This window comes from Pseudalgibacter alginicilyticus, assembly GCF_001310225.1.
GTDB classification, from domain to species: domain Bacteria; phylum Bacteroidota; class Bacteroidia; order Flavobacteriales; family Flavobacteriaceae; genus Pseudalgibacter; species Pseudalgibacter alginicilyticus.
Genome location: NZ_CP012898.1, coordinates 1,977,824 through 2,000,582, shown reverse-complemented (window position 1 = coordinate 2,000,582; position 22,759 = coordinate 1,977,824). Strand labels below are relative to the sequence as shown.

The 22,759-nt window shown below is 30.5% G+C and carries 27 protein-coding genes; 3 read left to right on the top strand and 24 right to left on the bottom strand.

Annotated features, from left to right (window positions below; translation table 11 throughout):
• Positions 1-15: 15 nt before the first annotated feature.
• The 17 genes from APS56_RS08355 to APS56_RS08280 form a co-directional block, all read right to left on the bottom strand.
• Entirely contained in the window at positions 16-471 is a 456-nt protein-coding gene (locus tag APS56_RS08355) for a ferritin-like domain-containing protein (RefSeq protein ID WP_054727120.1), read from the bottom strand.
• Between the two features lie 32 nt (positions 472-503).
• A complete protein-coding gene (locus APS56_RS08350) occupies positions 504-971 on the bottom strand; it encodes a hypothetical protein (protein ID WP_054727117.1) in 468 nt (155 codons plus the stop codon).
• Between the two features lie 20 nt (positions 972-991).
• Positions 992-1,657, bottom strand: coding sequence for a DUF6565 domain-containing protein (locus APS56_RS08345; RefSeq protein WP_054727115.1), 666 nt, complete (start codon positions 1,655-1,657; stop codon positions 992-994).
• A gap of 10 nt (positions 1,658-1,667) precedes the next feature.
• The gene (locus APS56_RS08340) at positions 1,668-1,994 is read right to left on the bottom strand and encodes a hypothetical protein (protein ID WP_054727113.1); all 327 of its coding nucleotides are present in this window, start codon (positions 1,992-1,994) and stop codon (positions 1,668-1,670) included.
• Positions 1,975-2,379, bottom strand: a complete 405-nt coding sequence (locus tag APS56_RS08335; protein WP_054727111.1) for a phage holin family protein — start codon at positions 2,377-2,379, stop codon at positions 1,975-1,977. Before APS56_RS08335 ends, APS56_RS08340 begins: the two co-directional genes overlap by 20 nt.
• Before the next feature lie 12 nt (positions 2,380-2,391).
• The gene (locus APS56_RS08330) at positions 2,392-2,667 is read right to left on the bottom strand and encodes a YtxH domain-containing protein (RefSeq protein WP_054727109.1); all 276 of its coding nucleotides are present in this window, start codon (positions 2,665-2,667) and stop codon (positions 2,392-2,394) included.
• Positions 2,668-2,706: 39 nt separating this feature from the next.
• The gene (locus APS56_RS16960) at positions 2,707-2,859 is read right to left on the bottom strand and encodes a lmo0937 family membrane protein (protein WP_157757636.1); all 153 of its coding nucleotides are present in this window, start codon (positions 2,857-2,859) and stop codon (positions 2,707-2,709) included.
• A 29-nt stretch (positions 2,860-2,888) separates the two neighbouring features.
• Complete coding sequence (locus APS56_RS08325; protein ID WP_157757635.1) at positions 2,889-3,332, bottom strand: hypothetical protein; 444 nt, start codon at positions 3,330-3,332, stop codon at positions 2,889-2,891.
• Between the two features lie 106 nt (positions 3,333-3,438).
• Complete coding sequence (locus APS56_RS08320; protein WP_054727105.1) at positions 3,439-4,014, bottom strand: hypothetical protein; 576 nt, start codon at positions 4,012-4,014, stop codon at positions 3,439-3,441.
• A gap of 457 nt (positions 4,015-4,471) precedes the next feature.
• Positions 4,472-6,256 (bottom strand): CHASE3 domain-containing protein, encoded by a 1,785-nt coding sequence (locus APS56_RS08315; protein ID WP_054727103.1) that lies wholly within the window; start codon positions 6,254-6,256, stop codon positions 4,472-4,474.
• A gap of 5 nt (positions 6,257-6,261) precedes the next feature.
• Complete coding sequence (locus APS56_RS08310) at positions 6,262-6,708, bottom strand: response regulator (protein WP_054727101.1); 447 nt, start codon at positions 6,706-6,708, stop codon at positions 6,262-6,264.
• A gap of 11 nt (positions 6,709-6,719) precedes the next feature.
• On the bottom strand, positions 6,720-7,280 hold the full coding sequence (locus tag APS56_RS08305) for a helix-turn-helix domain-containing protein (protein WP_054727099.1): 561 nt from the start codon (positions 7,278-7,280) through the stop codon (positions 6,720-6,722).
• Between the two features lie 34 nt (positions 7,281-7,314).
• Positions 7,315-8,424 carry an AI-2E family transporter gene (locus tag APS56_RS08300; RefSeq protein ID WP_054727098.1) on the bottom strand — a complete coding sequence of 370 codons (1,110 nt, stop codon included), beginning with the start codon at positions 8,422-8,424 and terminating at the stop codon, positions 7,315-7,317.
• A gap of 104 nt (positions 8,425-8,528) precedes the next feature.
• On the bottom strand, positions 8,529-8,714 hold the full coding sequence (locus tag APS56_RS08295) for a CsbD family protein (protein WP_054727096.1): 186 nt from the start codon (positions 8,712-8,714) through the stop codon (positions 8,529-8,531).
• A gap of 28 nt (positions 8,715-8,742) precedes the next feature.
• On the bottom strand, positions 8,743-9,216 hold the full coding sequence (locus APS56_RS08290) for a Dps family protein (RefSeq protein WP_054727094.1): 474 nt from the start codon (positions 9,214-9,216) through the stop codon (positions 8,743-8,745).
• Between the two features lie 169 nt (positions 9,217-9,385).
• Positions 9,386-10,570 carry a pyridoxal phosphate-dependent aminotransferase gene (locus APS56_RS08285; protein WP_054727092.1) on the bottom strand — a complete coding sequence of 395 codons (1,185 nt, stop codon included), beginning with the start codon at positions 10,568-10,570 and terminating at the stop codon, positions 9,386-9,388.
• A 29-nt stretch (positions 10,571-10,599) separates the two neighbouring features.
• Positions 10,600-11,694 (bottom strand): fatty acid desaturase family protein, encoded by a 1,095-nt coding sequence (locus tag APS56_RS08280; RefSeq protein WP_054727090.1) that lies wholly within the window; start codon positions 11,692-11,694, stop codon positions 10,600-10,602.
• A 141-nt stretch (positions 11,695-11,835) separates the two neighbouring features.
• Between APS56_RS08280 and rsmG the strand changes: the two genes are divergently transcribed.
• On the top strand, positions 11,836-12,465 hold the full coding sequence (gene rsmG / locus APS56_RS08275; RefSeq protein ID WP_054727088.1) for a 16S rRNA (guanine(527)-N(7))-methyltransferase RsmG: 630 nt from the start codon (positions 11,836-11,838) through the stop codon (positions 12,463-12,465).
• 2 nt (positions 12,466-12,467) lie between these two features.
• On the opposite strand, the gene APS56_RS08270 is transcribed toward rsmG, so the two are convergent.
• From APS56_RS08270 to xrtF, 7 genes are all read right to left on the bottom strand, one after another.
• Entirely contained in the window at positions 12,468-13,433 is a 966-nt protein-coding gene (locus tag APS56_RS08270; protein ID WP_054727086.1) for a tetratricopeptide repeat protein, read from the bottom strand.
• 12 nt (positions 13,434-13,445) lie between these two features.
• On the bottom strand, positions 13,446-13,799 hold the full coding sequence (locus tag APS56_RS08265) for a heavy-metal-associated domain-containing protein (protein WP_054727084.1): 354 nt from the start codon (positions 13,797-13,799) through the stop codon (positions 13,446-13,448).
• A 155-nt stretch (positions 13,800-13,954) separates the two neighbouring features.
• Positions 13,955-16,201 (bottom strand): TonB-dependent receptor, encoded by a 2,247-nt coding sequence (locus tag APS56_RS08260; RefSeq protein ID WP_054727082.1) that lies wholly within the window; start codon positions 16,199-16,201, stop codon positions 13,955-13,957.
• Positions 16,202-16,204: 3 nt separating this feature from the next.
• Positions 16,205-18,691, bottom strand: coding sequence for a heavy metal translocating P-type ATPase (locus APS56_RS08255; RefSeq protein WP_054727080.1), 2,487 nt, complete (start codon positions 18,689-18,691; stop codon positions 16,205-16,207).
• 96 nt (positions 18,692-18,787) lie between these two features.
• Positions 18,788-19,189 (bottom strand): HYC_CC_PP family protein, encoded by a 402-nt coding sequence (locus tag APS56_RS08250; RefSeq protein WP_054727077.1) that lies wholly within the window; start codon positions 19,187-19,189, stop codon positions 18,788-18,790.
• A 57-nt stretch (positions 19,190-19,246) separates the two neighbouring features.
• On the bottom strand, positions 19,247-19,675 hold the full coding sequence (locus APS56_RS16760; RefSeq protein WP_082379299.1) for an exosortase F system-associated membrane protein: 429 nt from the start codon (positions 19,673-19,675) through the stop codon (positions 19,247-19,249).
• Positions 19,668-20,219 (bottom strand): exosortase family protein XrtF, encoded by a 552-nt coding sequence (xrtF, locus tag APS56_RS08245; protein ID WP_054727076.1) that lies wholly within the window; start codon positions 20,217-20,219, stop codon positions 19,668-19,670. Before xrtF ends, APS56_RS16760 begins: the two co-directional genes overlap by 8 nt.
• Before the next feature lie 83 nt (positions 20,220-20,302).
• On the opposite strand from xrtF, the gene APS56_RS08240 reads away from it, so the two are divergent.
• Positions 20,303-20,761: a GAF domain-containing protein gene (locus tag APS56_RS08240; RefSeq protein ID WP_054727074.1), complete on the top strand. Its 459-nt coding sequence runs from the start codon at positions 20,303-20,305 to the stop codon at positions 20,759-20,761.
• 179 nt (positions 20,762-20,940) lie between these two features.
• Complete coding sequence (gene purH / locus APS56_RS08235; RefSeq protein WP_054727072.1) at positions 20,941-22,473, top strand: bifunctional phosphoribosylaminoimidazolecarboxamide formyltransferase/IMP cyclohydrolase; 1,533 nt, start codon at positions 20,941-20,943, stop codon at positions 22,471-22,473.
• The last annotated feature ends 286 nt before the right edge of the window (positions 22,474-22,759 follow it).

The window sequence follows — 22,759 nt, the reverse complement described above, 5'->3', positions numbered from 1 at the left end:
CAATTTTTTGTTTTATTAGATTATATCTTCCATTCTTTTAACAGTATTTAAAGCTGTTTTGATACTTGTCATTTGATTGTTTAATAAGTCTTTGATTGGTAAATAATCACTAACTTTTTCAAGCTGGGTTTCATATTCACTGACACTAGCTTTTTCTCCACGAATGCACTCTTCTAAAATTGACTCATCTGTATCAGAGCTTAAGGTTGTTTTTACATCAATCCATCCTCTATGTACAGATCCTAATACGGTACCGTCTTCTGCAGGTGTTGCATTAAAATTTCTTATGACGTTGTCTAACTGTGTAGCATATTCGCTTCTTTGTTTTGCTTTAAGCTGTAGCCATTCTTTTAAACCTTGGCTTTTTGCTTTTGTCATAACTTGTTTGTAACCTGCTTCAGCATCATAATTTTTTTGAAGTAATTCTTGAAGAACGTTTACAATTTCTTTGTTTTCTATCTTGAGTTCCATAATTTTTTAATTTTTAATTGTTTAACATTTTTTTAAAACTGATATCTAATTCCTAATGCTATGTCTAAATCAAGATCGTCACTATAGTCATCATTGAAACCTATTTCGGGTCTCATATCAAGTGAGAGCATTAATGGAATGTCAAAATTATATTCAATTCCAATGTCACCAGCTACCAATGCAAAAGTGCCATCAACTGGGCCTGCGTCAAATGATCCAATACCAGCTCCGGCTCCAACAAACCAATTAAAGTTGTTGTCTATAGGCATAACCCATTGGTATAAACCTACTAATTTAAAGGCATCTACATTGTTGGAATCTCGCCACCCTAAATCAAATTCTAATCGGTTGCCCTCATTTAAATAACGTTGGTATGATATTTCACCTCCAAAACCGTCGTTATCACCTACTCTGAGCCCTAAGGCATTTTTTGAAAGATCTTGAGCATGGCTTGTAAAGCATCCAATTAGTAGTGCAGCTGCTATAATTATACCTTTCATATTTTTAAATTTGTATTTAATTATTGTTTTTTAGCGTTAGCATTTTCATCAGTCTTTGTACCCATTCTATTCATGGTATACATAGGGGCAAACTTTAATTTAAGTGCTGCAATTTTTCTGTTATCTTCACTTGAAAGTCCTTCATTTTCAACAGTGTTTTTTCTGGTATCAATAGCTTCATATAATAATTTTATTTCATCCCAGTCTTCTCTGGAATAATCGTCTTTGTTAGCTTCTACTGTATTTACAAAGTTTTGATAAACACTAAGAATGTTGTTTTTATCTATCCATTCAAAAGCCATGTCATCATTCACATAGTTTTTCCCAAGAAGGGATGTTCTAAAATTATTTTTATCCATAAATGAGTCTTGGTTCTGTTTTTCTAACATTATTTTCTCTTTATAAGCTTCAAATTTTACGGTTGAATTATCTACCTCATTTTGTAAGGCTTCACGTTCTTGAACTCCTTGAAGGTTTTCAGAAGTAAGAGATTTGTGTTTTTCATATTTGCTTTCAATGTGCTGCCAGTTAGAATGAGCTTCAGCCAAATCTAAATTAGAAATAGAGTCTACGTAGTTTGAATAAGACTCTACGTGATGTTTGGCCTTTTGTTGTTTTCCATCGTGGCATGAAGTGCCTATGATTGCTATTGCACACAATCCTATAATTGATTTTATTGTTTTCATAATTTTGTGATTAAATGGTTTTTGAAATTACTTTTGTTGAGACGTACTGTACGGCATAGCCTAATATATTTTTAATTAAACTATTTGATTTGCCTACTAATAATTTTTTGGAAACATAACCTCCAGTTAGACTTATTAAAATTTCAAATAAATTATTTTTTGTTTCAGGTTTCTCTTTAATATCTGTTACTGCTCTCTTTAATAAATTAGATGGTTTAAGCTGAGCATAAGCAGTATTAAGTTCAGTTTTTAAGGCTAAAAACTCTTGTGTTTTCTTGTTTTCTAGATCAATGATTTTTGCCTGTAATTCTTGATTTTTATTTTTGTACGTTTTCATTTGCTTCCTGGTTATTATCAAGCGTTACACTATGTGATTTTTTGTCTTTCAATAGTTTGGTTATAATCAAATTGTTTATTGGTGTTTTTACTAATTTGACACCAAAAAGATAGATTATAAGTGTGAGCATTAGATAAAATCCAGACACTATTAAAAAACCTAAATAGTATTCGCCTATTTGCTTTCCAATAAAAAGGCTTATAGCAATGTTTACAAATAATGTAAACATGGAAACAACTAACAGTGTGACAAACCTTAACGCTAAGGATGACGTAACGTCTGAAGCTGTGTCAATAGCGTTGAGTTTATACAATTCAATACTAGTTTCAGTATAAGTTTTGGCTTTTTCGTAAACAGCTTCTATGTGTGTTGATAGAGTTTCCATTGTTTTTTGTTATTAGGCCTTTTTAGTTTCTTTAATTATTTTATCTTTTAAATCTTCTTTTTTTGATTTTAAAAGTTCTTCACCTTCTTGTTTGATGGAAGAATATTTTTCTGAAGCAGTTTCAATAAAATCATCGAAACTTTCTTTTAATTTGTCTTTAGCATCCATTGTTTTTTCTGCTATTTTTTTTCTTGTTTTTTCTCCTTTATCAGGGGCAAATAATACGCCTAAAGTGGTTCCTACTGCTACGCCTGCTATAATGCCTAATATGGCTTTGTTTGTTTTCATAATTTTTTATTTTTTAATTGTTTGTATTTAAATTTTGGTTTAGACAGACCTTCCGCCTATTAATCTTAATAATATTGCTATTACAGCAATAACTAATAATATGTGAATCAATCCTCCTAAGCTGTAAACAAAAAATCCTAATGCCCAACCTATTACAAGGATTACCGCAATGATGTATAATAAACTTCTCATGATATGCTGCTTTTAATGGTTAATATTAATTATTTCAATATGTTTTTAGTTTCAATAATATTAGACTTCATTACCTTTTCAGTATGTAATGATTTTAGCATGTTTTTAGCCTCTTCAAGGCTTAATGACTGCCCAGATGCATGTCCCTTTTTTGTAATAATGGACCACGTGTAAATTTTTTCACCAAGTTTATTTTTATTTATAACTATAGGTGTGATACTTTTGGTAATAACTTTAGTGTTTTGTGTTAAAGCGCTAATATCTTTATTTACCTCATTTATGGTTTGTGAAGCCCCCGAAAAAATCCCAGATTCTGTTTTTATGCGCCACTGGTAAAATTCAGTAATGTTGTGGTCTTCTAGATAATTAGTTTTTATAATAGTTTCTTCTTTGGTTGGGTTTGTAGCATTCACACTGGCATACAACATGCCTGATGCAATAAGACCCTTGGATATAATTGATTTCTTTTTCATGAAGTTTATATTATTACTTTTCAATGGTTATTTTAGCATCATCTATATTGCTTTTTCATTTGCTGTTGAAATTGTTACTATAGATGGCTTATCATATGTTTTGTTTTTATAATTTGCTTATTGTATTTTCTGTTTCATCAAGTTTTAACTTTAGAATAGTGTTCGTTTTTTCTGAAAACTTTATTAATTCATCATTATCTGTGGTTTTAGATAAGGTGTTTAAAAGTTTAATTTGATTGTTTATTTTGTTACTGATTAAATCTAATTTGTTTACTATTATACTATCTTTTACAAAATCTGCTTTTAGTATTTCAGTTTCAATATTTGAATATTTGGGGATAGAAATTAAATTTTCATAGGCTACCTTCTTATAGCTTTTAAATATTTTAACATGTGTACTTTCAATATCTTTTGCTAAATTTTTGATATCTTTTTTTGCTTTTGTATCTTCAATAAATTGGCAAAGTTTTATAATGTCTAAATTATTTTGTGATGCTTTTACTAATATTTTTGCTTCGTTTTTGTTGATGTTGATTATTTCTTCATTTAAAGTACTTATAACATTACTATTTGTTTTCTTGTTTTCTAACATGAAATTGCACGACATAAGGAGTGCTATTATTAATGATACACTCAGCAGAAAAATGGTAACTGATTTTTTATTTTGTTTTAACTTATTCATTTTTAACTTTTAATACATTACAAAGATGCAACGCCTCTCAGCTTTTTGTGTTACATCATTTTTTGCAATACTTATAAAATTCACATTCTACCACATTTTATGTTAGAAATTGCTAAGGTGCTAGCATAAGTAATGCACATTATAGTATGTTATAAAAGAAATAGAGTCTATACAATATTTAATAACATTGAAATAGTTTCAGAAACGAATAAAAAAGAAACAGTCAATTAGAGAGAAATTTTAAAAGTGTTTTTTTATCTCTTTTTTTTAGATTCAAGGGAAATAGTGTTATGAGAAAACAGAAGTAATAACTAATAGAAAATGTATTATAAGCCTATATGTTTTGAAGTTCATCATAAGTGATTAAAGTGGATGGTATTTTTTTCTAAGATATACTGTAATTATAAGGTCTATAAGGATCTTATTTTTAGTGGTTTTTAATTGGGGATAATGATGCTTATTTTACTGGTAAGTAAATTGTAAATGTAGCGCCTTTATTAGGTATTCCATAAGCGGTAATATAGCCTTTGTGGTTTTCTACAATTTTTTTACAAATAGATAGTCCGATACCAGTTCCTGAATATTCATCTTTGTTATGAAGTCTGTTAAAAAGGATAAATATTTTTTCAGCATATGAGTTTTCAAAGCCAATACCATTGTCGGTAAAAGTAATTTTATGATAAAAAGTACTTTTTGTTTTTTTTATGTTAGAATCTTCACTGGCTTTTATTTTGCTGTAAGTGATGTTTATTTCAGGAATTCTTTCTGGTGACTTATATTTAATAGAGTTGTTAATTAAATTTAAAAATAATTGCTGTATTTGGAATGGTATAACTTTAATTGTTGGAAAAGTATCTGTTTTTATAATCGCTTTTTCTTTTGTAATAACTTCAGCTAAATCTTGTTTAGCGCCTTCTAAGAGCGAGTTCAGATTTGACTTTTCCATTGATTTATCAGCTTTGTTTGTTCTGGAAAATTGTAATAAATCATCAATAAGAGAACGCATTCTGCTTGCAGCCGTATTGATTCTTTTTATATAGGTTATACCAGATTTTGAAAGATTTTCAGATTCTTTCTCCTCCAAACGAGATAAAAAGGTTTGTATTTTTCTTAATGGTTCTTGTAAATCATGACTAGCAACATAATTAAAAGCAGACAGCTCTTTATTGTTTCTTTCTAACTCTAAGTTTCGTTCCTCTAATTTGTTTTGGTTTTTTATTTCATCTGTTATATCGGTAAAAGTTGCAATGAGCTGTTTTTTGCCTTCACTATTAGTTAATATCTTACCGTAAACTTTTAATTGCTTTATTTTTCCACTTTTATGGGTTACTCTAAAATGAACAAAAGGTAAATCCTTAATATTCATCATTTTTTCAAACGCTTTGCTTAGCTTTTTACGATCTTTGATGTGAACAAAACGCATGAAATTTTCAATAGATGGTTCAAAAGATTGGGGGTTTTCCCCTAATAAGCGATAAAAATTATCTGAATAAATAAATTTATTTTCATCGATATGCCAAACCCAGTTTCCATGTTGGCTTACAATTTCTGATAGGTTAGCAGATTCTTTGAAGATTTTTAATTGTGCATTAGATTTTTTTAATGTTTTTAAGTTAGAATTTATTTTTGAATAGGCAACGTACATTAAAAACAATGATATTAAGAGTACTATATATAAAAATATAGGGGTAAATCTTAAGTTTTCTTGTAGGTTACTTTTTTGTTCTTTTAGTAGCTTGTTTTCTAAAGCTATCATTTCGTGAATCTTGTTTCTAACCGCATTCATGGCCTCATATCCTTCATGAAAATATTCTTTAAAGTTTGGGTTTTCTAAATCTGTGACAGATGAAAATCTAAAAGATTTTTGAAAACAGGCTAAGCGGGTATCTATAAGTTGGTTTAATTCTTTTAAGTTTCTTTGTTGGATGCTATTGTTTTTAGTTAATGCATTAAGTTCTGCAAAACTATTGTTGATGTTTTCTCTACCAGTTTCGTAGGGTTCTAAATATAAGGGGTTATTAGTAATTATAAAGCCACGCTGTCCTGTTTCAGCATCCTTTAAGTAGGATAGTACCTGCTCAAGTTCTACATTTATTTTATAGGTATGACTTACTAAGTCTGATGATTTTGATAAATCATTCATGCTTCTATAAGTCATGCCGCCAATAAAAAGAATAACAAATGAGCAAGCAAAAAATACGCTTTTGATAAACCAAGGTGCTTTGTATATTCTGTGTGGCATATAAATTATAATCTTAATAGAAAATTATCTTTATTCAAACCGTTTGTTTGGTATTGCCAATTAGTGGTAACAACTTCAGAAAGTATTTTTTTTAGAACCTTAAAGCTGCTAGGCTTTTTTATGTAAATATTAGCACCCTGTATAAAGGTTTTTTCAATATCCTCTTCTGATGCTGAAGTTGAATAAATAGCAATAGCAATATCATTAAATTTGGGATTAGACTTGATTTCGTTTAAACATTCTAATCCAGATTTTCGAGGCATGTTTAAATCTAAAAACAGTACATGAGGCAAAATACAGTCATCTGTATTTAAATAATCCATCAAGTAGACACCATCATTAAAGGTTTTTACTTTGGTGGCAATTTTTAATTCGTCAAAAACTTCTGTAAAAAACATACGGTCGTCTTCGTCATCATCTGCAAGTATAATATGAACATAGTCTTCTTTCATAAATGGTAGGCTTATTTTTGTTGGTTTATTTCGCGTCTTTTCATGATAATTCTTTGGAAAGCAGAAGGTGTGATACCTGTGGTGTTTTTAAACTGCGTGCTTAAATGTGCTACACTAGAATAATTAAGCTTAAAAGCTATTTCTGTTAAACTAAAATTATCGTTGATGATGAGTTGCTTAGCGTATTCAATTTTTTGTAGTATGATGAAATTTTCAATGGACGTATAGGTAACTTCTGAAAATAAATTAGAAAGATAACCATAGCTATGCTCAAGTGTGTCTGCTAAATATGCTGAGGTTTTTACATTAACAATGGTATCTTCATTAAAAATCATGTCAATAATAGTGTCTTTTATTTTCTGAACTAAAATACTTTTTTGGTTTTCTACAATTTCAATATGATATTCATTTAAGGACTCCGTAAGTGATTCTAATTTTTCTGGAACTAATTTTTCTTGAATATCAACTTCGCCAAAACCAATAATTTTGTGTTTTATATTGTGAGCTTTTAGGGTATCTTCTAAAATTTTTTTACAGATTGCATTGAAATCGAATTTTAAATATAATGTCATTATCGTTTTTATTGATTCTTGTAAATTTAGAACATTATTTTTTATTTTTTATTTCTTTCCAACGTTTTAATCGATTCATTGTTCTATTCTGTAAATGTCTATCTATAGGTTCTCCTATTAAAAACCCGTATGCGCTTAACGAAGGGGTATTGTCAAAAATTATTTTTAATGATGCAACAATAGGAAGAGCTATAACCATACCGAAAATACCCCAGAGCATAGAAAAAACAATAAGAGACAGGATGGCTATAAAGGCATTCATGCTTACTTTAGATCCTGTTATTTTTGGAGTGATAAAATTGCCTTCAAGAAATTGAATGAACCAGAAAATAGCAATAACACCAAAAGCGTACCATGCACTATCTTTTGTAGCTAAAGCTATTATGGCGGGAATAAGTGAGCCGATTATAATGCCTATATAAGGAATTATAAGAAGTATAGCCGCAAAAAAACCAAAGAAAATAGCGTTTTTTATACCTAAAATAAGTAGTCCTGCACTATTTAAAATACCAACTATAATAATAACTTTTGTTAAACCTACTAAATAGTTTCTTTGCACATTATATATTTTTCTTACCATACTATTTAAAAAAGATTTTGTTTTGTTTTTATACAGCTTATATAAAAACACTCTTAAAAATCGTCTATAGTACAAAAAGAAAAATAAATAGATAGGAATTAGAAAAAGATCACTTATTAAGGAACCTGATTGCGATATGAATTCGCCTATTTTTTCAAAGTTGCCTTTGATTAGATTTTCAACTTTTAAATCATTAGCAATGGAGTTTCCTTTACTTATGTTTAAACTGTTTTCAAATTGTCCGATGAGTTTGTAATAGAGTTCAGATATTTTTGTAGCATAGTTTTCTCCGTTATTACTTAAGCTACTAAGTTGAAAATAAATTATTAGAATTAAGATTGATGTTATAGTAAAAATAATGAAAATGGAAACTATGGTTGCCATTAACCTGTTACATTTCCATCTACGTTCAAAAAACCGTTGAACAGGAAAAATCATAACCGCCAATATCATTGCTAATAATAATGGGATTATGATGGGTTTTAAAACATATAGTATAAATATTATGGCAATAAAGCCTAATACATCTAATGAATAATGATAATTGATAGTTTTGTTATTCATTCTGTTACTATTCTGTTTTTATGTTAAAAAAATGCCCTACTAACCGCTCTGTAACTAACCAACCAAAACTACTTACGAAAATGAATGGTTTTCAGGCATATTTTTTAGATGTCAGCTAATATTCTATGAAACTCTTCTTTAGTTTTACCTAATTTCTCTTGAATTTTCCCCAAGGTTTCTTCTTCTTTTCCTTCTGCCATGAGTAAATCATCATCTGTTAATGTGGCATATTTTTGTTTTAAATTTCCTTTTATTTGTTTCCAATTTCCTTTAATTTCTGTAGTATTCATGATTTTATTTTTTTTTGTTAATATTAATTTATGCAATATATCTTCTTAGGATCCATGCCTTAGATTCATGTGATAGTATTAAAGCGGTTAAAAAATCTACGGTACCAACATCTTCAGAATCTTCTTCCATTTTGGTAACCATTTCTCTGATTGAGATAATAATTTTTTCATGATCATTTAATAATTCTGCTAACATTTTGTCTTGGGGTTCGTATTCTGTACTTTCTTTTAAGGTTGCATGTTCTATAAATTCACCCATAGTACCAATGGATTTGCTACCTAATTTTCCAATACGTTCAGCTACCTCGTCAATAATTTTTTCAATAGCATGGTATTGGTCTTCAAAAAGCTTATGAAGTTCCATAAAGCTATTTCCTGAAACATTCCAGTGAAATTTTCTAAGCTTTACATATAAAACCATTTCATTTGATAGAACCTCTGTTAGATTTTTAATACTCTTATTTAAATCTTTTTTTGCTAATCCTATATTGTTTGATTTCATGTGTGTTATTTTTTATGGTTTGTTGCTGTTGCAAAGTTATAGGAGCAATCATGGTTTTATGTTACACAATTTTTGTTGATTATTATAGAATTGTAATTTGATGCATAAAAAAGCCCCGTTAAGTATGTTTACCTAACAGGGCTTGATTATTTTATTAAAAAAAAACGTTTTAGCTTACAGCTTCTTTTATACGTTTAATAGCTTCAATAATTTGTTCTTGTGATGCTGCATAAGAAATACGAATACAATCAGGGTTGCCAAAAGATCCGCCATCAACGGTAGCTACTAAGGCCTCTCCTAATAAATACATAGAAAAATCGGAAGCATTATTTATTGTTTTACCTTTTAATGTTTTTCCAAAGAAATAAGAAATATTTGGAAATACATAAAAAGCACCTTCAGGCACATTGCACTCAAAGCCTTTGATATCTCCTAATAATTTTAAAATTAAATCACGACGTACCTTAAATTCATCAATCATGTATTGCACACGACTTGGCGATTCGTTAAGAGCTGTAATAGTAGCGCGTTGCGCAATACAGTTAGCACCGCTAGTGATTTGTCCTTGCATTTTATTGCAAGCACGCGCAATTTTTTCTGGGCCTCCAATAAATCCAATACGCCATCCTGTCATAGCAAATGCTTTTGATACACCGTTAACAGTAATTGTTCTATCGTACATATCTTCAAACTGAGCCATACTTGCATGACCACCGATGTAGTTGATATGCTCGTAAATTTCATCAGAAACAACATATATATTCGGGTGCTTTACTAATACATCAGCTAAGCCTCTCAATTCATCTTTACTATAAATAGAGCCACTTGGGTTACAAGGGGAACTAAACCAAATCATTTTTGTTTTTGGTGTAATAGCTGCTTCCAATTGAGCGGGTGTCATTTTAAAATCAGTAGCAATTGTTGTTTTAACTTCAACAGGAATACCATCATTAAGTTTTACAAGGTCAGCGTAACTAACCCAGTAAGGACAGGGCATGATAACTTCGTCACCTTTATTAGTCAAAACAGCAGCTATGTTAGCAAGCGATTGTTTTGCACCTGTAGAAACAACAATTTGAGCAGGTGTATACGTTAAATTATTATCGCGCTTAAATTTGTTAATAATAGCTTTTTTTAAATCCCCATAACCATCAACAGGCGAATAGGAATTGTAATTTTCATTTATGGCTTGAATAGCGGCTTCCTTAATAAAATCGGGGGTGTTAAAATCTGGTTCACCCAAACTTAACCCAATAATGTCTTTGCCTTCTTCTTTTAATTCTCTTGCTTTTGCAGCCATCGCTAATGTTGCAGACTGCGCCATGTTTAAAATTCTATCAGATAGTAATTGCATGTAATTTATTTAAATGGTAAATATGAAATTTAGGCTAAACTAGGGTTTTTTCCTAGTACCTTTAATTGGTTGTAATGTTCTGAAACTGCTTTCCAAAAAGTTTTATATTCATTATATGGCAAGCTAAACTCATGTGCAGTTTCCTTAACTATTTTTGCTATTTTGCTATAATGAACATGACTAATGTTTGCAAATAAATGATGTTCCACTTGTCTGTTCAGTCCACCCGTATAAAATTCTACAATCCAACTTTTTGGAGAAAAATTAGAAGTGGTAAATAATTGATGAATAGCCCAAGTGTTTTTCATATTGCCAGATTCATCAGGTGTAGGCATTTCTGTATTAGGCATAACATGAGCTAATTGAAATATAACACTTAGAATAATGCCAGCAGTATAATGCATAATTAAAAAGCCAATTAAAACTTGCCACCAAGCAAAACCTAATGATAATGGTAAAACAACCCAAATAGAATAATAAACTATTTTGCCTATAATTAATTTTGTCCATTGGGTAGCTGGGTGAGGCAATTTGCCGTAGGCTAATTTTCTTTTTAGGTATTTGTATGTTTGGATAAAATCGGTTGTTATAGCCCAATTAGCTGTTAATAATCCATAAAGAAAGAATGCGTAGTATTTTTGATATTGATGAATTTTAAGCCATTTAGTGTGCTTAGAAAAACGAATGATTCTACCAGCATCTATATCCTCATCATGCCCTTGTATATTTGTATATGTGTGATGAAGTACATTGTGCTGAACTTTCCAATTATAATCATTTCCAGCCAAAATATAGATACTGCTTCCCATGAGTTTGTTAACCCATTTTTTGCTTGAAAAAGATCCATGGTTAGCATCATGCATAACATTCATGCCTACACCTGCCATACCAATACCAACAATTATCATTAGTATTATTTGTGTCCATGATGGAAGATCAACCGTAAAAATTAAAACTACAGGTACAATTAATAATGCAAACATTACAATTGTTTTGATATATAATTTCCAATTTCCAGTTCGTTTAATGTTATTTTCTTTAAAGTAATCGTTGACACGTTTGTTAAGTGTTCTAAAAAACTTTGCAGAGTCATTTCTGGAAAAAGAAAGCGTTTGTTTAGTCATGCTATTAATTTTAATATGATTGATAATAAATAATGCGCATCATACTTGATGCAAAGATAGGAATAAACCGATTCAAGTAATAACGTTTTTTTGTAAAATTATGTACATAAAAAGTATATTTTTGTCAAAAATTTAACAGGAATGAACCTTATTTTAAAGTATTTTCCAAATTTAACAGAAGATCAAATTTACAAATTCAACAAGCTACAAGTGCTTTATGAAGATTGGAATTTAAAGATAAATGTAGTGTCTAGAAAGGATATAGATGAGCTTTATTTAAGGCATGTATTACATTCTTTAGGAATTGCTAAAATCATATCTTTTAAAGATGGAACTAAAATTTTAGATGTAGGAACAGGTGGCGGATTTCCTGGTATTCCATTGGCTATTATGTTTCCGGAGTGTTCATTTCACTTGGTGGATAGTATAGCTAAAAAACTTAAAGTGGTAAATGAAGTAATAGAAGGTTTGGGTTTAACCAATGTAAAAACTACACACAGTAGGGTAGAAGCAATTAATGATACCTATGATTTTATTGTAAGCCGTGCCGTTGCAGCCATGCCTACTTTTGTTCATTGGACGAAAGGTAAAATAGCTAAAGAGCAAAACCATGACTTGAAAAACGGTATTTTATATTTAAAAGGAGGTGATTTAACTGAAGAACTTCAGGATTATAAAACCATTACTATTTATAATTTGAGTGAGTATTTTTTCGAAGATTTTTACGAAACAAAAAAAGTGGTTCATTTACCTTTAAAGTATAGAGGTTGAATTTATAAATTAGAAAGTTTCTGATAGTATTCATTAAATGTATAGTATTGGTTTAGGTACCAATAAGTGTTTTCAAATAAAGCTAACCCTTCCTTGGTTTCGGAAGCTTCAGATATTGATTTTAAAATACGCTCTGCTTTATGAAATTGTATTTTAGCATTTTTTAAATCATTAGTCTTATAGTAAGTTAAAGCCAATCCAAAAGCAGCATCATAATCGTAGTTGTCAAAATTAATAGCGGTATTAAAATATAAAATTGCAGGATCATATTCTCCTAAAAAAAAATGCGAAGTTGCTTTAAAAAAATACGCTAAAGTATTGTTTTTGTCAATTTTTATTGCTGTGTTAAAATCATTATTTGCCATTTGATAATAATTTATATCCATAAAGGCAGTACCTCGATTATAATAAGCATCGGAAGTTGGACTGATTTTGATAACGGTAGAAAAATCTTTTATAGCTTCTATGTGCTTTTTTAGTGCAGAATAAGCAAATGCTCTTTGTTTGTAGGCAATGCCACTTCGAGGATACATACTTATAACAGCGTTCAAATCATCAATAGCACCTTCATAATCTTTTAAATCATATTTAGCATAAGCTAAACTGTATTTGGCAGCTATAAATTGAGAATCTAATTCTAAGGCTTTTTCATAGTCTTCTTTTGCTCCTAAGTAATCTTCTAATTTGTATTTTGAATTTCCTCTGTTGTAATAAGAGTCGGCCCCTGGTTCATAAAAAATAACTTTGGTGTAATCCAATATTGCACCATTAAAATCACCAATATTATCTTTAGCAATGGCTCTTTGAAAATAAGCATCTAAATGCTTAGGATTTGATTCTATGGCTTTTGAAAATAAATTAATTTTTTCATTAATATCGGTTGCCCTCATGCCTTGCCTAAAAAATTTATTGGCTTGAGCAAAAGTTAATAAAGGCAATAAAAATAAAATGAAGATAGATTTTTTCATTGCAATGGAGGGTTAATGTGCTTCTCTTACTTCTATGTCTCGATATTTACAGCAATCGTGTAATTTAGCATAAGCTTCATCTGTGGCTTTTATTTTTAGTTTTTTTATGTCATGACCAGCTTCTAATACACTTTTTTGAATAGTCTCAACATTGGTTTTCCGTTCATCATAAATTAGTTTTAATTCATGTGTTTTTACATCCCAAATAGCAGATTTTACACCTTTAGTTTTAAAACAAGCTTTTTCAATGCGGCTTTTACACATAAGGCAAACACCATCTACTTCCATTGTAGCTTTGGCATTTTTGTCTTGAGCAAATGTGACGGTTGTGATAAGTACTAATGTAACTAATAATAACTTTTTCATTGGTTTCTTTTTTTAAGTCTTGTAAAGACAATTTTTTATAGGGTTATTTTATTTTTTGTTAGAAATACACGAATCAACTTATTTTAAATAATCGTGTATTTCTAACTATTTTTTTAATTATGAGATTCGTGCAAAATAACGAATAGTCATATTTGTTAATTTATTTTAAATCGTAATCCAGCATAATACATGCTTCCAAAAATTGGACCATACACAAATGTAGTATCAAAATTTGAGCCAAAAGGGTTCTTAGCGTCTAAAATAGGATTGTCTTGTCTTACATTTGTAATGTTTTCACCCCCTAAATATACTTCAAATTTTTCAGAAAACACTTTGGTGACTTGTGCATTTAAAGTCGTAACTGTAGGTGTTTTTTCTGACAATTGATATGTTGATGGGTTTGCTAATGTTGAGCTAAAACGTTGCTCGCCCAGCCAGTTGAAGGTTGTGTCAAATTTCCAATGTCCGTTGTTTTTTATTGGTGTTTCATAAGCTGCATTAGCAAAAAAGCGGTGTTTAGGGATTAGCGGATTTGATAACTTTCCAGAATTGTACTGTGTTTTAATGTCGTAGTATTTATAAGCAGTTCGTAAATCAAAATGTTCAAATACATTGTAATTCAATTCAATTTGAAAGCTGTTGGCATAACTAACACCATCTAAATTATAAAAATTTACTTCTTGTGGATTTTCATAATCAACAACTATTTTATTTTTAAAATCTGTTTTATAATAATCTAAGGTAATGTCTGCTTTTCTGTTAAATAAGTTAAAACCTTGTAAATAGGAAAGACCGTAATTCCAAGCAATCTCAGGGTCTAATCCATAAATATTACCGGTGGTATTTAGAATATTGATGGTTCTTGAAGAGGCAAACATATTTTGGTTTTCTGCAAAAATATTAGCGCTGCGTTTTCCACGACCAAAAGAAGCTCTGATTGCTGATTTTTCCCAAGGTGTATATCGCATGTGAAACCGAGGGGTTACAAAGGTTCCTAATAAATTGTGAGTATCAGCACGTATTCCTGCAGTAAGATTTAAGTTGTTTAAATTATCAAAATTATATTCGAAAAATGAACCAACAGAACGTTCTGTTCTTTCATAATCTGAAGCGAGGTTTGGAACATCAAGAAATTCATCATAATGATCGTAGGTAAAATCTAAACCCGTTTTTATTTTATGTCTAGAATCGCTAATGATAGTGTTGTAAATAGCATTCGTGTATAAACTATTTTGAGTAATGTTATATTGATTTAATCCAAAGTAAGACTCTTGTTTGTGGTTACTAAATGCGGCTTGCACTCCAATTTTTTGCCAAGGGACTTCTGGATTTACATAGCCAAATTTTGTTGAGATTTCATAGCGCTTAGTTAGGATTTCACTTCCCCAAGCATTTGTTGTTAACTTGTCTGTTTTTGGGTTAAAATTAAGTTGGCCAGTTTGTTTTTCATCATTTAAAAACTTTAAATTAATAAAACTAACAAAGCCTTTTTCGGTATCTATATATTGCCAACGATTCATAATATTTATTTGATTGAATTTTGGCATATCTAAAAAACCATCGTCATTAACATCATGCTCGCCATTATGGGTATTGCCGTGTAAGTACAAACCTGTATGCCATTTGTCACTTACTTTAGTGTTAAGGTGCGTGTTTAATTCTAAACGCTCGCTACTTGCACCATAAAGATTTACAAATAATTTATTATCTGTTAAAGGTTTTACTAATTCTGCGTTTATTTGTCCTGCAATACTTTCGTAACCATTAACAACACTACCAGCACCTTTTGTTATTTGAATACTTTCTACCCAAGTTCCAGGAATAAAGGTAAGCCCAAATGCTTGTGAGGCACCTCGAATGGATGGGATATTTTCGGTAGCAATTAAAATATACGGACTATTAAGTCCTAGCATTTTAATTTGCTTGGTTCCAGTAACAGCATCAGCAAAATTAACATCAATTGACGGATTGGTTTCAAAACTCTCTGCAAGATTGCAACATGCCGCCTTCAATAATTCATCACTCGTTACGGTAAAAGTATTTTGAGCTTGTAAATATGATTTGGCAGTGGCTTGTTTTCTAGATGTAAGTGTTACTTCATTAAGTTCGCTTGTGGTTTTTAGTAAATGATGCACCATTTTTGAGGGGTCTGAAATTGTAAGTGTATCGGTTTTAAATCCTACATAGCTAATTATTAGTTTTTCATATTCATTTTTATATGAAAGCGTAAATTTTCCGTCTATATCAGTTGTAGTTCCTACGGTAGTTCCCAGCCAATATACATTGGCGCCAGGCAATCCAAGATGTTGGTTGTTGTTTGCTTCCATAATCATGCCGCTAATTTTTTCTTGTGAAAAAATTAGGACAGGAAACCATATGAGTATGTATAGTATGTTTTTCATTGTTTAATTTATTTGAGTGTTTTTTAACCTTAAAGCATTTGTAATTACTGAAACAGAGCTAAAACTCATAGCTAAAGCTGCAATCATGGGAGATAGTAAAATGCCGAAAAAAGGATATAATATACCAGCAGCTATGGGTACGCCAATACTGTTATAAAAAAGTGCAAAAAAGAGATTTTGTTTGATGTTTTTCATGACTTTTTCACTTAAGTTATGAGCTTTTACAATACCATGTAAATCACCTTTTACTAAAGTTATAGAAGCGCTTTCTATAGCAATATCAGTTCCTGTTCCCATAGCTATGCCAACATCGCTTTTTGCTAAGGCAGGAGCATCATTAATACCATCGCCAGCCATCGCTACTATTTTTCCTTGTTTTTGAAGATTTTCTACTTCTTGTAATTTTTGTTCAGGAAGCATTTCTGCTTTAAAATGTTTTAGTTTGAGTGTATCTGTTACCGCCTTAGCAGAATCTTTATTGTCACCAGTAAGCATGATAATTTTAATTCCTTTTAACTGAAGAATATCAATTGCTTTTTTACTGCTTTTTTTTATTTTATCTGAAATAACTATAAAGCCAATTGCATGTCCGTTAACGGCCAGTATGGGAACAGTTTTACCCTGTTTTTGAATTTGATGTATAGTACTTTGTAATGTTCCAGTAATGGAGATGTTTTCAGACTCCATAAGTTTATGGTTTCCTAAAACAACTTTTTCGTTGTTAATAATTCCTATAACACCTTTTCCTGCAAGCGAAACAAAATTTTTGGTTTCCAAAAATGTGATGTTTTTTGATTTTCCATAATTTACGGTAGCCTCTGCTAATGGATGCTCGCTTAACTTGTTTAAAGATATAATGTATTGTAGGACTCTATTGGTGTTGAAATTATTGTTAGCACTTTCAACTTTTTCAACGGAAGGTTTTCCTTCGGTAATGGTGCCTGTTTTATCAATAATTAACGTATTAATTTTATTTAATCGTTCTAAGGCTTCAGCATTTTTAATAAGTATACCGGATTTGGCACCTTTACCAACGCCAACCATAACAGACATAGGTGTAGCTAACCCTAAAGCACAGGGACAAGCAATAATTAAAACGGCAATGGCATTCACCAACGCGTAAACCGAAGAAGGTTCTGGTCCAAAAATTATCCAAATAAGGAATGTGATAACGGAAATAATGACTACAACAGGGACAAAATATTCTGAAATTTTATCAGCTAATTTTTGAATAGGTGCTTTACTTCTGCTTGCTTGATTAACCATTTGAGCAATTTGTGAGAGTAAGGTGTCTGATCCAATTTTTTCAGCTTTCATTACGAAAGATTGTTTACCATTAATTGTTCCAGCATTAACAGTGTCGTTAATTTTTTTTAACACAGGGATGGGTTCACCAGTAATCATGGATTCATCAACAGAACTTTCTCCTTCAATGATATTGCCATCTACAGGTATTTTATCACCAGGCTTTACGCGTAACAAATCTCCTTTGTGTATTTTCTCAATTAAAATTTCTTCTTCGTTGCCATCTACAATTCGAATGGCCTTATTAGGGGCAAGTTTTAGCAGTTCTTTAACGGCAGAATTTGTTTTACTATGTGCTTTGGCTTCTAATAGTTGTCCTAACAAGACTAAAGTTAGAATTACAGTAGCGGCTTCAAAATAAACATGAACTGTTCCTGATTCTGTTTTGAATTGAGAAGGGAAAATATCTGGGAGAAAAAGTGCAAAAACGCTAAAACTCCAAGCAATACCTGCACCTATGCCAATAAGTGTAAACATGTTTAAATTCCATGTTTTTATAGATTTGTAGGCACGTTCAAAAAATATCCATGTGCCATAAAATATTACAGGAATAGATAGTGTAAACTGAATCCAGTTCCAATATTTTAAATCTAAAATTTTATAAAGCGGGTTGTCTGGAATCATTTCCGACATGGCGATTATAAAAATGGGTAGCGTAAAAGCAATGGAAAACCATAACTTTTTTGCAAGCTTGTTATAGGTTTTTTGTTCAGCAGAAAGATTAGCATCATTGGGAGTTAAGTCCATACCGCAAATAGGGCAACTTCCAGGTTTTTCTTTTATAATATCTGGATGTATGGGGCAAGTGTACGGGCCTGTAGAGGTTATTGTGTTTATTTCCTCTACTAAATCCATCCCGCAAACAGAGCAATCGCCTGGTTTGTTATATGTTTTTTCGCCTTCACAATGCATAGGGCAGTAAAAAACACCCGTTCCTTTTCCTTTTAGTTTGGGGTTTTTTGGAGCAGTTTTTTTAATGCCAGGCAGGTGAATTTGATAATGGGTTTCTTTTAAGGACTCTTGAAAGACTTCAACAGAAATGTGATTTTCCATTTGAATTATGGCTTCTCCTTTATCTAAGTAAACCGATGCTTTTTGAACACCATCAACAGAATTTAATATATTTTCAACATGGCTCCGACAACCATTACAGGTCATTCCTGTAATTGTATAAGTATGTTTCATTTTAAAATTTAATTTGATTTAAACAATAGTTGGATTGCTCCCTTTTTCAGTTCTTTTATACTTGCTGAGTGTTAGGGGAATACAAAAATTATTTTGTCAAATAATGAAAACTTGATCTAAAACCTGAATGTCAGTAATTAAATTAGGCGGAGAATAGTTTTTGTGAGGATTAGATTGTTTGGATGTGCCTTCAAAAAGGTTTAGATAGGAATATGTGAAAGCAGCTAAAAATTCTTGCTGATGAAAATCTAAATCTTCAAAATTTGAAAATTTTAATTCATTTTGACCCTGAATGACGTCTATTTCATCTTTGCAACATGTTTTTTTGTTTAAAATTTCCATAGCCTCCATGGCACATTTTTCAGCTTCAGTAAAAACTGAAATGTCTACCAAAACATCACCACAAAAATGCTTTTCAATAGTAAAAGATACTGTTGATGCTAACACTAAAAAAGATAGTGCTATGGAAAAAATTTTATGTGAATAGTGTTTTTGCACAATTCAAAAGTACAAAAAAAGCTTAGATTTTGATGTATTTTAAAAAATCATTAACACTTAATTTTTTAGTTTGTGGTAGTAAAAGGCTGGTAGTAATAGGATTAATATTATAGGTTGAATTAAAAACCGACGAATGTTAAAAAATAAATAATAGTATTCTTGTTTTGGGTTGATTACAAAATATAAATAAATACTTATAAGCAATATAAAAGCAATGGAGTAAATAATGGTAGAAAATTGGACTACGCTCTTGTCTTGAAAAAACAAAAATAAAATCTCTAATGAAATGAGGCTATTTAATAAATAACGTAAGGAGGTATAACTTGTTACTTTAAGTATTTCGCGTCTCGGACTATCAATATATAAATAGTCGTTTTGAAAAAAAACTAAATACGGGTCGTAGAATAATTCATTTTCAAAAAATCGAATCAAAATTAACAACCCAAAGAGTGAAAAAATGGATATATATCTTACGGTTTTAGTCATTTTTTTTCTTCAAATTAGAACATTGATTCACCCAATACATCCATAGTAAAAACACCATACCGTAGATAATGCTAGGGAATATTACAGCGTGTAAAACCTCTTTATGCCAAGGGTAATGATATAGTCCAAGGGTTAAAATAACAATACGAATTAAATTGATAATATATATTAAAACACTACCAACTAAAATATATAGAATAGTAGTTTTTAGTTTTCCAGAAAAGGCAATAATAAAGGCGATAAATAAAATAATAACACTAATACCGTTACAGCCTTCAATAACACGTGCCAAATATTTATTATTTACAATAAGCTTAATGGAAGGCTCGTTAGGGTGAGGAGCAATTTGAGTGTTATAGCCAATTTCATTTAACAAAATCTGACTTTGTTTAGCGACTAAATTAGTGAAGTAATCCGGGTAGTATTTTGAGCCATTTGAGAAATCCAGATAAAATTTATAAGCTACGGATAAAGAGAAATATACGATTAAAAATGTAAGTATAAATTTTATAACCGAATTGTATTTGATTAAAAGTGCTTTCAAATAAGTTGAGTTGTTTCTTAATAGATATTTAATAAAAGTCGAATTTACGCCTTTTTAAATATATTTGCCAAAACTTTACTCTCATGATTTTTGAAACACTTAAGCAGCAAGTAGAAACCATAGTTAATCAATTAGAAGCTTCTGTTGATGAACGATTATTACAAATTTGTAAATTGCTTGAATCGGAAATTGATTATTATAATTGGGTAGGATTTTATTTTAGAAATGGTGATAAAGAAGAACTTGTGTTAGGTCCATATGTTGGAGAAGCAACAGACCATACAACAATTCCATTTGGAAAAGGTATTTGTGGACAAGTTGCAGTAAGTAATCAAAATTTTGTTGTGCCAGACGTGTCAGCTCAAGATAATTATATTGCGTGTAGCATTACTGTAAAAGCTGAAATTGTAATTCCTATTTTTGTAAATGGAGAAAATATAGGTCAGATTGATATTGATTCTAATACTCCAAATCCTTTTACTAAAGATGATGAACGCTTTTTAGAATTTGTTTGTGGGAAAATATCAAGTATGCTTTTTTGAAAAAAAATTTATAGTGTTAACAACTTTACTTTTTAGTTAAAAAAAGGCTTTCCTTTTAGAAATTTCTGTACTTGTTTTTTTAGTTGAAATAACTACTTTTGCACTTATTTATAAATTTCAGCGTAAAATGCTGATAAACAATAACAAAATTTCATTTCCAATAACATAACACAACATTAATGAGCAACGAAAAAACTATTAAATCGGCATTAATCTCAGTATTTAGCAAAGAGGGTTTAGAGCCAATTATTAAAAAGCTAAATGAACAAGGAGTAACCATTTATTCAACGGGTGGTACTCAGAAATTTATTAATGATTTAGGTATTGATGTTGTGCCTGTAGAAGAAGTAACGTCGTACCCTTCTATTCTTGGTGGTCGAGTAAAAACCCTGCACCCAAAAGTTTTTGGTGGGATTTTAAATAGACAAAACCATGATGGTGATGTTGCTGAGTTGGCTGAATATGAAATTCCGCAAATTGATGTGGTGATTGTAGATTTATATCCATTTGAAAAAACAGTTGCTTCTGGAGCAAGTGAACAGGATATTATTGAAAAAATAGATATTGGTGGTATTTCGTTGATACGTGCTGCTGCTAAAAATTATGCAGATGTTATTTGTGTGGCTTCTGTTAATGATTATAGTGAATTTTTGGAATTGATTTCTGAAAATAATGGAAGTATTTCTCAAGAAAACAGAAAACGATTTGCAGGAAAGGCATTTAATGTATCATCGCATTATGATACAGCTATTTTTAATTACTTTAATAAAAATAGTGAAGAAACGGTTTTAAAAATTAGTGAAACTAATGGTAAGGTTTTACGCTATGGAGAAAACCCACATCAAAAAGGATTTTTCTTTGGGAATTTTGATGACATATTTACAAAACTTCATGGAAAAGAATTAAGTTATAATAATCTTTTAGATGTTGATGCAGCCGTTAATTTAATGCTTGAATTTAAAAATGACGCACCAACCTTTGCTATCTTAAAACATAATAATGCTTGTGGTTTAGCTCAACGCAACACCATCTGTCAAGCTTATATTGATGCATTAGCAGGTGATCCAGTTTCTGCTTTTGGTGGTGTGCTTATTAGTAATACTGAAATTGACAAAGCTACAGCTGAAGAAATTCACAGTTTGTTTTGTGAGGTTATTATTGCGCCTTCATTTTCTAAAGAGGCATTAGAGATTCTTCAAGGTAAAAAGAACCGTATTATTTTAATACTTCATGATGTTGAAATGCCAAAAACAAATGTAAGAAGTTGCTTAAATGGTGTTTTGGTTCAGGATAGAAATAATGTAACTGATACAAAAGAGGGATTAAAAAATGTTACTAATACGGCGCCAACAGCTGCTGAGGTGGAGGATTTAATTTTTGCTTCAAAAATTTGTAAGCACACAAAATCTAATACTATTGTTTTGGTGAAAAATAAAAGTTTGTTAGCAAGTGGTACAGGGCAAACCAGTCGTGTTGATGCTTTGGAACAAGCGATTCATAAGGCTAAAACATTTAAGTTTGATTTAAATGGTGCTGCTATGGCAAGCGATGCCTTTTTTCCGTTTCCTGATTGTGTGGAAATAGCTAAAAAGGCTGGTGTTAAGGCAGTTATTCAGCCAGGAGGCTCCATAAAAGACCAGTTGAGTATTGATTATTGTAATGATAATGGAGTGTCTATGGTAATGACTGGAACTCGTCATTTTAAACATTAAAAAATATAAAGCAAACGTAATTAAAAAGAGCACTAAATATTAGTGCTCTTTTCTTTTGGAATTAATCAATAGCTCGGTATTAATTTCCAAAACTCAACTTAACTCTATTTTGGTTACAGGAATTAAATAACCCTAAACTAAATTAGAAAGCCCTTCTCTTAATAATCTAATTTTTAAATAGAGTTATAATTGAGTCAACCTATATATTAAAAGGATTAATTGAGCGATAACAGCTATTATTAGTAGAGTTATTAAACAATCAGATATTTTTTTTCGAATTCTACTA

What these genes read in the sequence shown, in the direction of transcription:
- APS56_RS08345 (WP_054727115.1), bottom strand. Translation starts at nt 1,657, where the DNA reads ATGAAAACAATAAAATCAATTATAGGATTGTGTGCAATAGCAATCATA.
- APS56_RS08350 (WP_054727117.1), bottom strand. Translation starts at nt 971, where the DNA reads ATGAAAGGTATAATTATAGCAGCTGCACTACTAATTGGATGCTTTACA.
- APS56_RS16960 (WP_157757636.1), bottom strand. Translation starts at nt 2,859, where the DNA reads ATGAGAAGTTTATTATACATCATTGCGGTAATCCTTGTAATAGGTTGG.
- APS56_RS08265 (WP_054727084.1), bottom strand. Translation starts at nt 13,799, where the DNA reads ATGAAAAAGTTATTATTAGTTACATTAGTACTTATCACAACCGTCACA.
- APS56_RS08335 (WP_054727111.1), bottom strand. Translation starts at nt 2,379, where the DNA reads ATGGAAACTCTATCAACACACATAGAAGCTGTTTACGAAAAAGCCAAA.
- purH (WP_054727072.1), top strand. Translation starts at nt 20,941, where the DNA reads ATGAGCAACGAAAAAACTATTAAATCGGCATTAATCTCAGTATTTAGC.
- APS56_RS08340 (WP_054727113.1), bottom strand. Translation starts at nt 1,994, where the DNA reads ATGAAAACGTACAAAAATAAAAATCAAGAATTACAGGCAAAAATCATT.
- APS56_RS08240 (WP_054727074.1), top strand. Translation starts at nt 20,303, where the DNA reads ATGATTTTTGAAACACTTAAGCAGCAAGTAGAAACCATAGTTAATCAA.
- APS56_RS08320 (WP_054727105.1), bottom strand. Translation starts at nt 4,014, where the DNA reads ATGAATAAGTTAAAACAAAATAAAAAATCAGTTACCATTTTTCTGCTG.
- APS56_RS08285 (WP_054727092.1), bottom strand. Translation starts at nt 10,570, where the DNA reads ATGCAATTACTATCTGATAGAATTTTAAACATGGCGCAGTCTGCAACA.
- APS56_RS08355 (WP_054727120.1), bottom strand. Translation starts at nt 471, where the DNA reads ATGGAACTCAAGATAGAAAACAAAGAAATTGTAAACGTTCTTCAAGAA.
- APS56_RS08305 (WP_054727099.1), bottom strand. Translation starts at nt 7,280, where the DNA reads ATGACATTATATTTAAAATTCGATTTCAATGCAATCTGTAAAAAAATT.
- APS56_RS08330 (WP_054727109.1), bottom strand. Translation starts at nt 2,667, where the DNA reads ATGAAAACAAACAAAGCCATATTAGGCATTATAGCAGGCGTAGCAGTA.
- APS56_RS08300 (WP_054727098.1), bottom strand. Translation starts at nt 8,424, where the DNA reads ATGAATAACAAAACTATCAATTATCATTATTCATTAGATGTATTAGGC.
- rsmG (WP_054727088.1), top strand. Translation starts at nt 11,836, where the DNA reads ATGAACCTTATTTTAAAGTATTTTCCAAATTTAACAGAAGATCAAATT.
- APS56_RS08280 (WP_054727090.1), bottom strand. Translation starts at nt 11,694, where the DNA reads ATGACTAAACAAACGCTTTCTTTTTCCAGAAATGACTCTGCAAAGTTT.
- APS56_RS08270 (WP_054727086.1), bottom strand. Translation starts at nt 13,433, where the DNA reads ATGAAAAAATCTATCTTCATTTTATTTTTATTGCCTTTATTAACTTTT.
- APS56_RS08295 (WP_054727096.1), bottom strand. Translation starts at nt 8,714, where the DNA reads ATGAATACTACAGAAATTAAAGGAAATTGGAAACAAATAAAAGGAAAT.
- APS56_RS08290 (WP_054727094.1), bottom strand. Translation starts at nt 9,216, where the DNA reads ATGAAATCAAACAATATAGGATTAGCAAAAAAAGATTTAAATAAGAGT.
- APS56_RS08325 (WP_157757635.1), bottom strand. Translation starts at nt 3,332, where the DNA reads ATGAAAAAGAAATCAATTATATCCAAGGGTCTTATTGCATCAGGCATG.
- APS56_RS16760 (WP_082379299.1), bottom strand. Translation starts at nt 19,675, where the DNA reads ATGACTAAAACCGTAAGATATATATCCATTTTTTCACTCTTTGGGTTG.
- APS56_RS08310 (WP_054727101.1), bottom strand. Translation starts at nt 6,708, where the DNA reads ATGAAAGAAGACTATGTTCATATTATACTTGCAGATGATGACGAAGAC.
- APS56_RS08315 (WP_054727103.1), bottom strand. Translation starts at nt 6,256, where the DNA reads ATGCCACACAGAATATACAAAGCACCTTGGTTTATCAAAAGCGTATTT.
- APS56_RS08255 (WP_054727080.1), bottom strand. Translation starts at nt 18,691, where the DNA reads ATGAAACATACTTATACAATTACAGGAATGACCTGTAATGGTTGTCGG.
- APS56_RS08260 (WP_054727082.1), bottom strand. Translation starts at nt 16,201, where the DNA reads ATGAAAAACATACTATACATACTCATATGGTTTCCTGTCCTAATTTTT.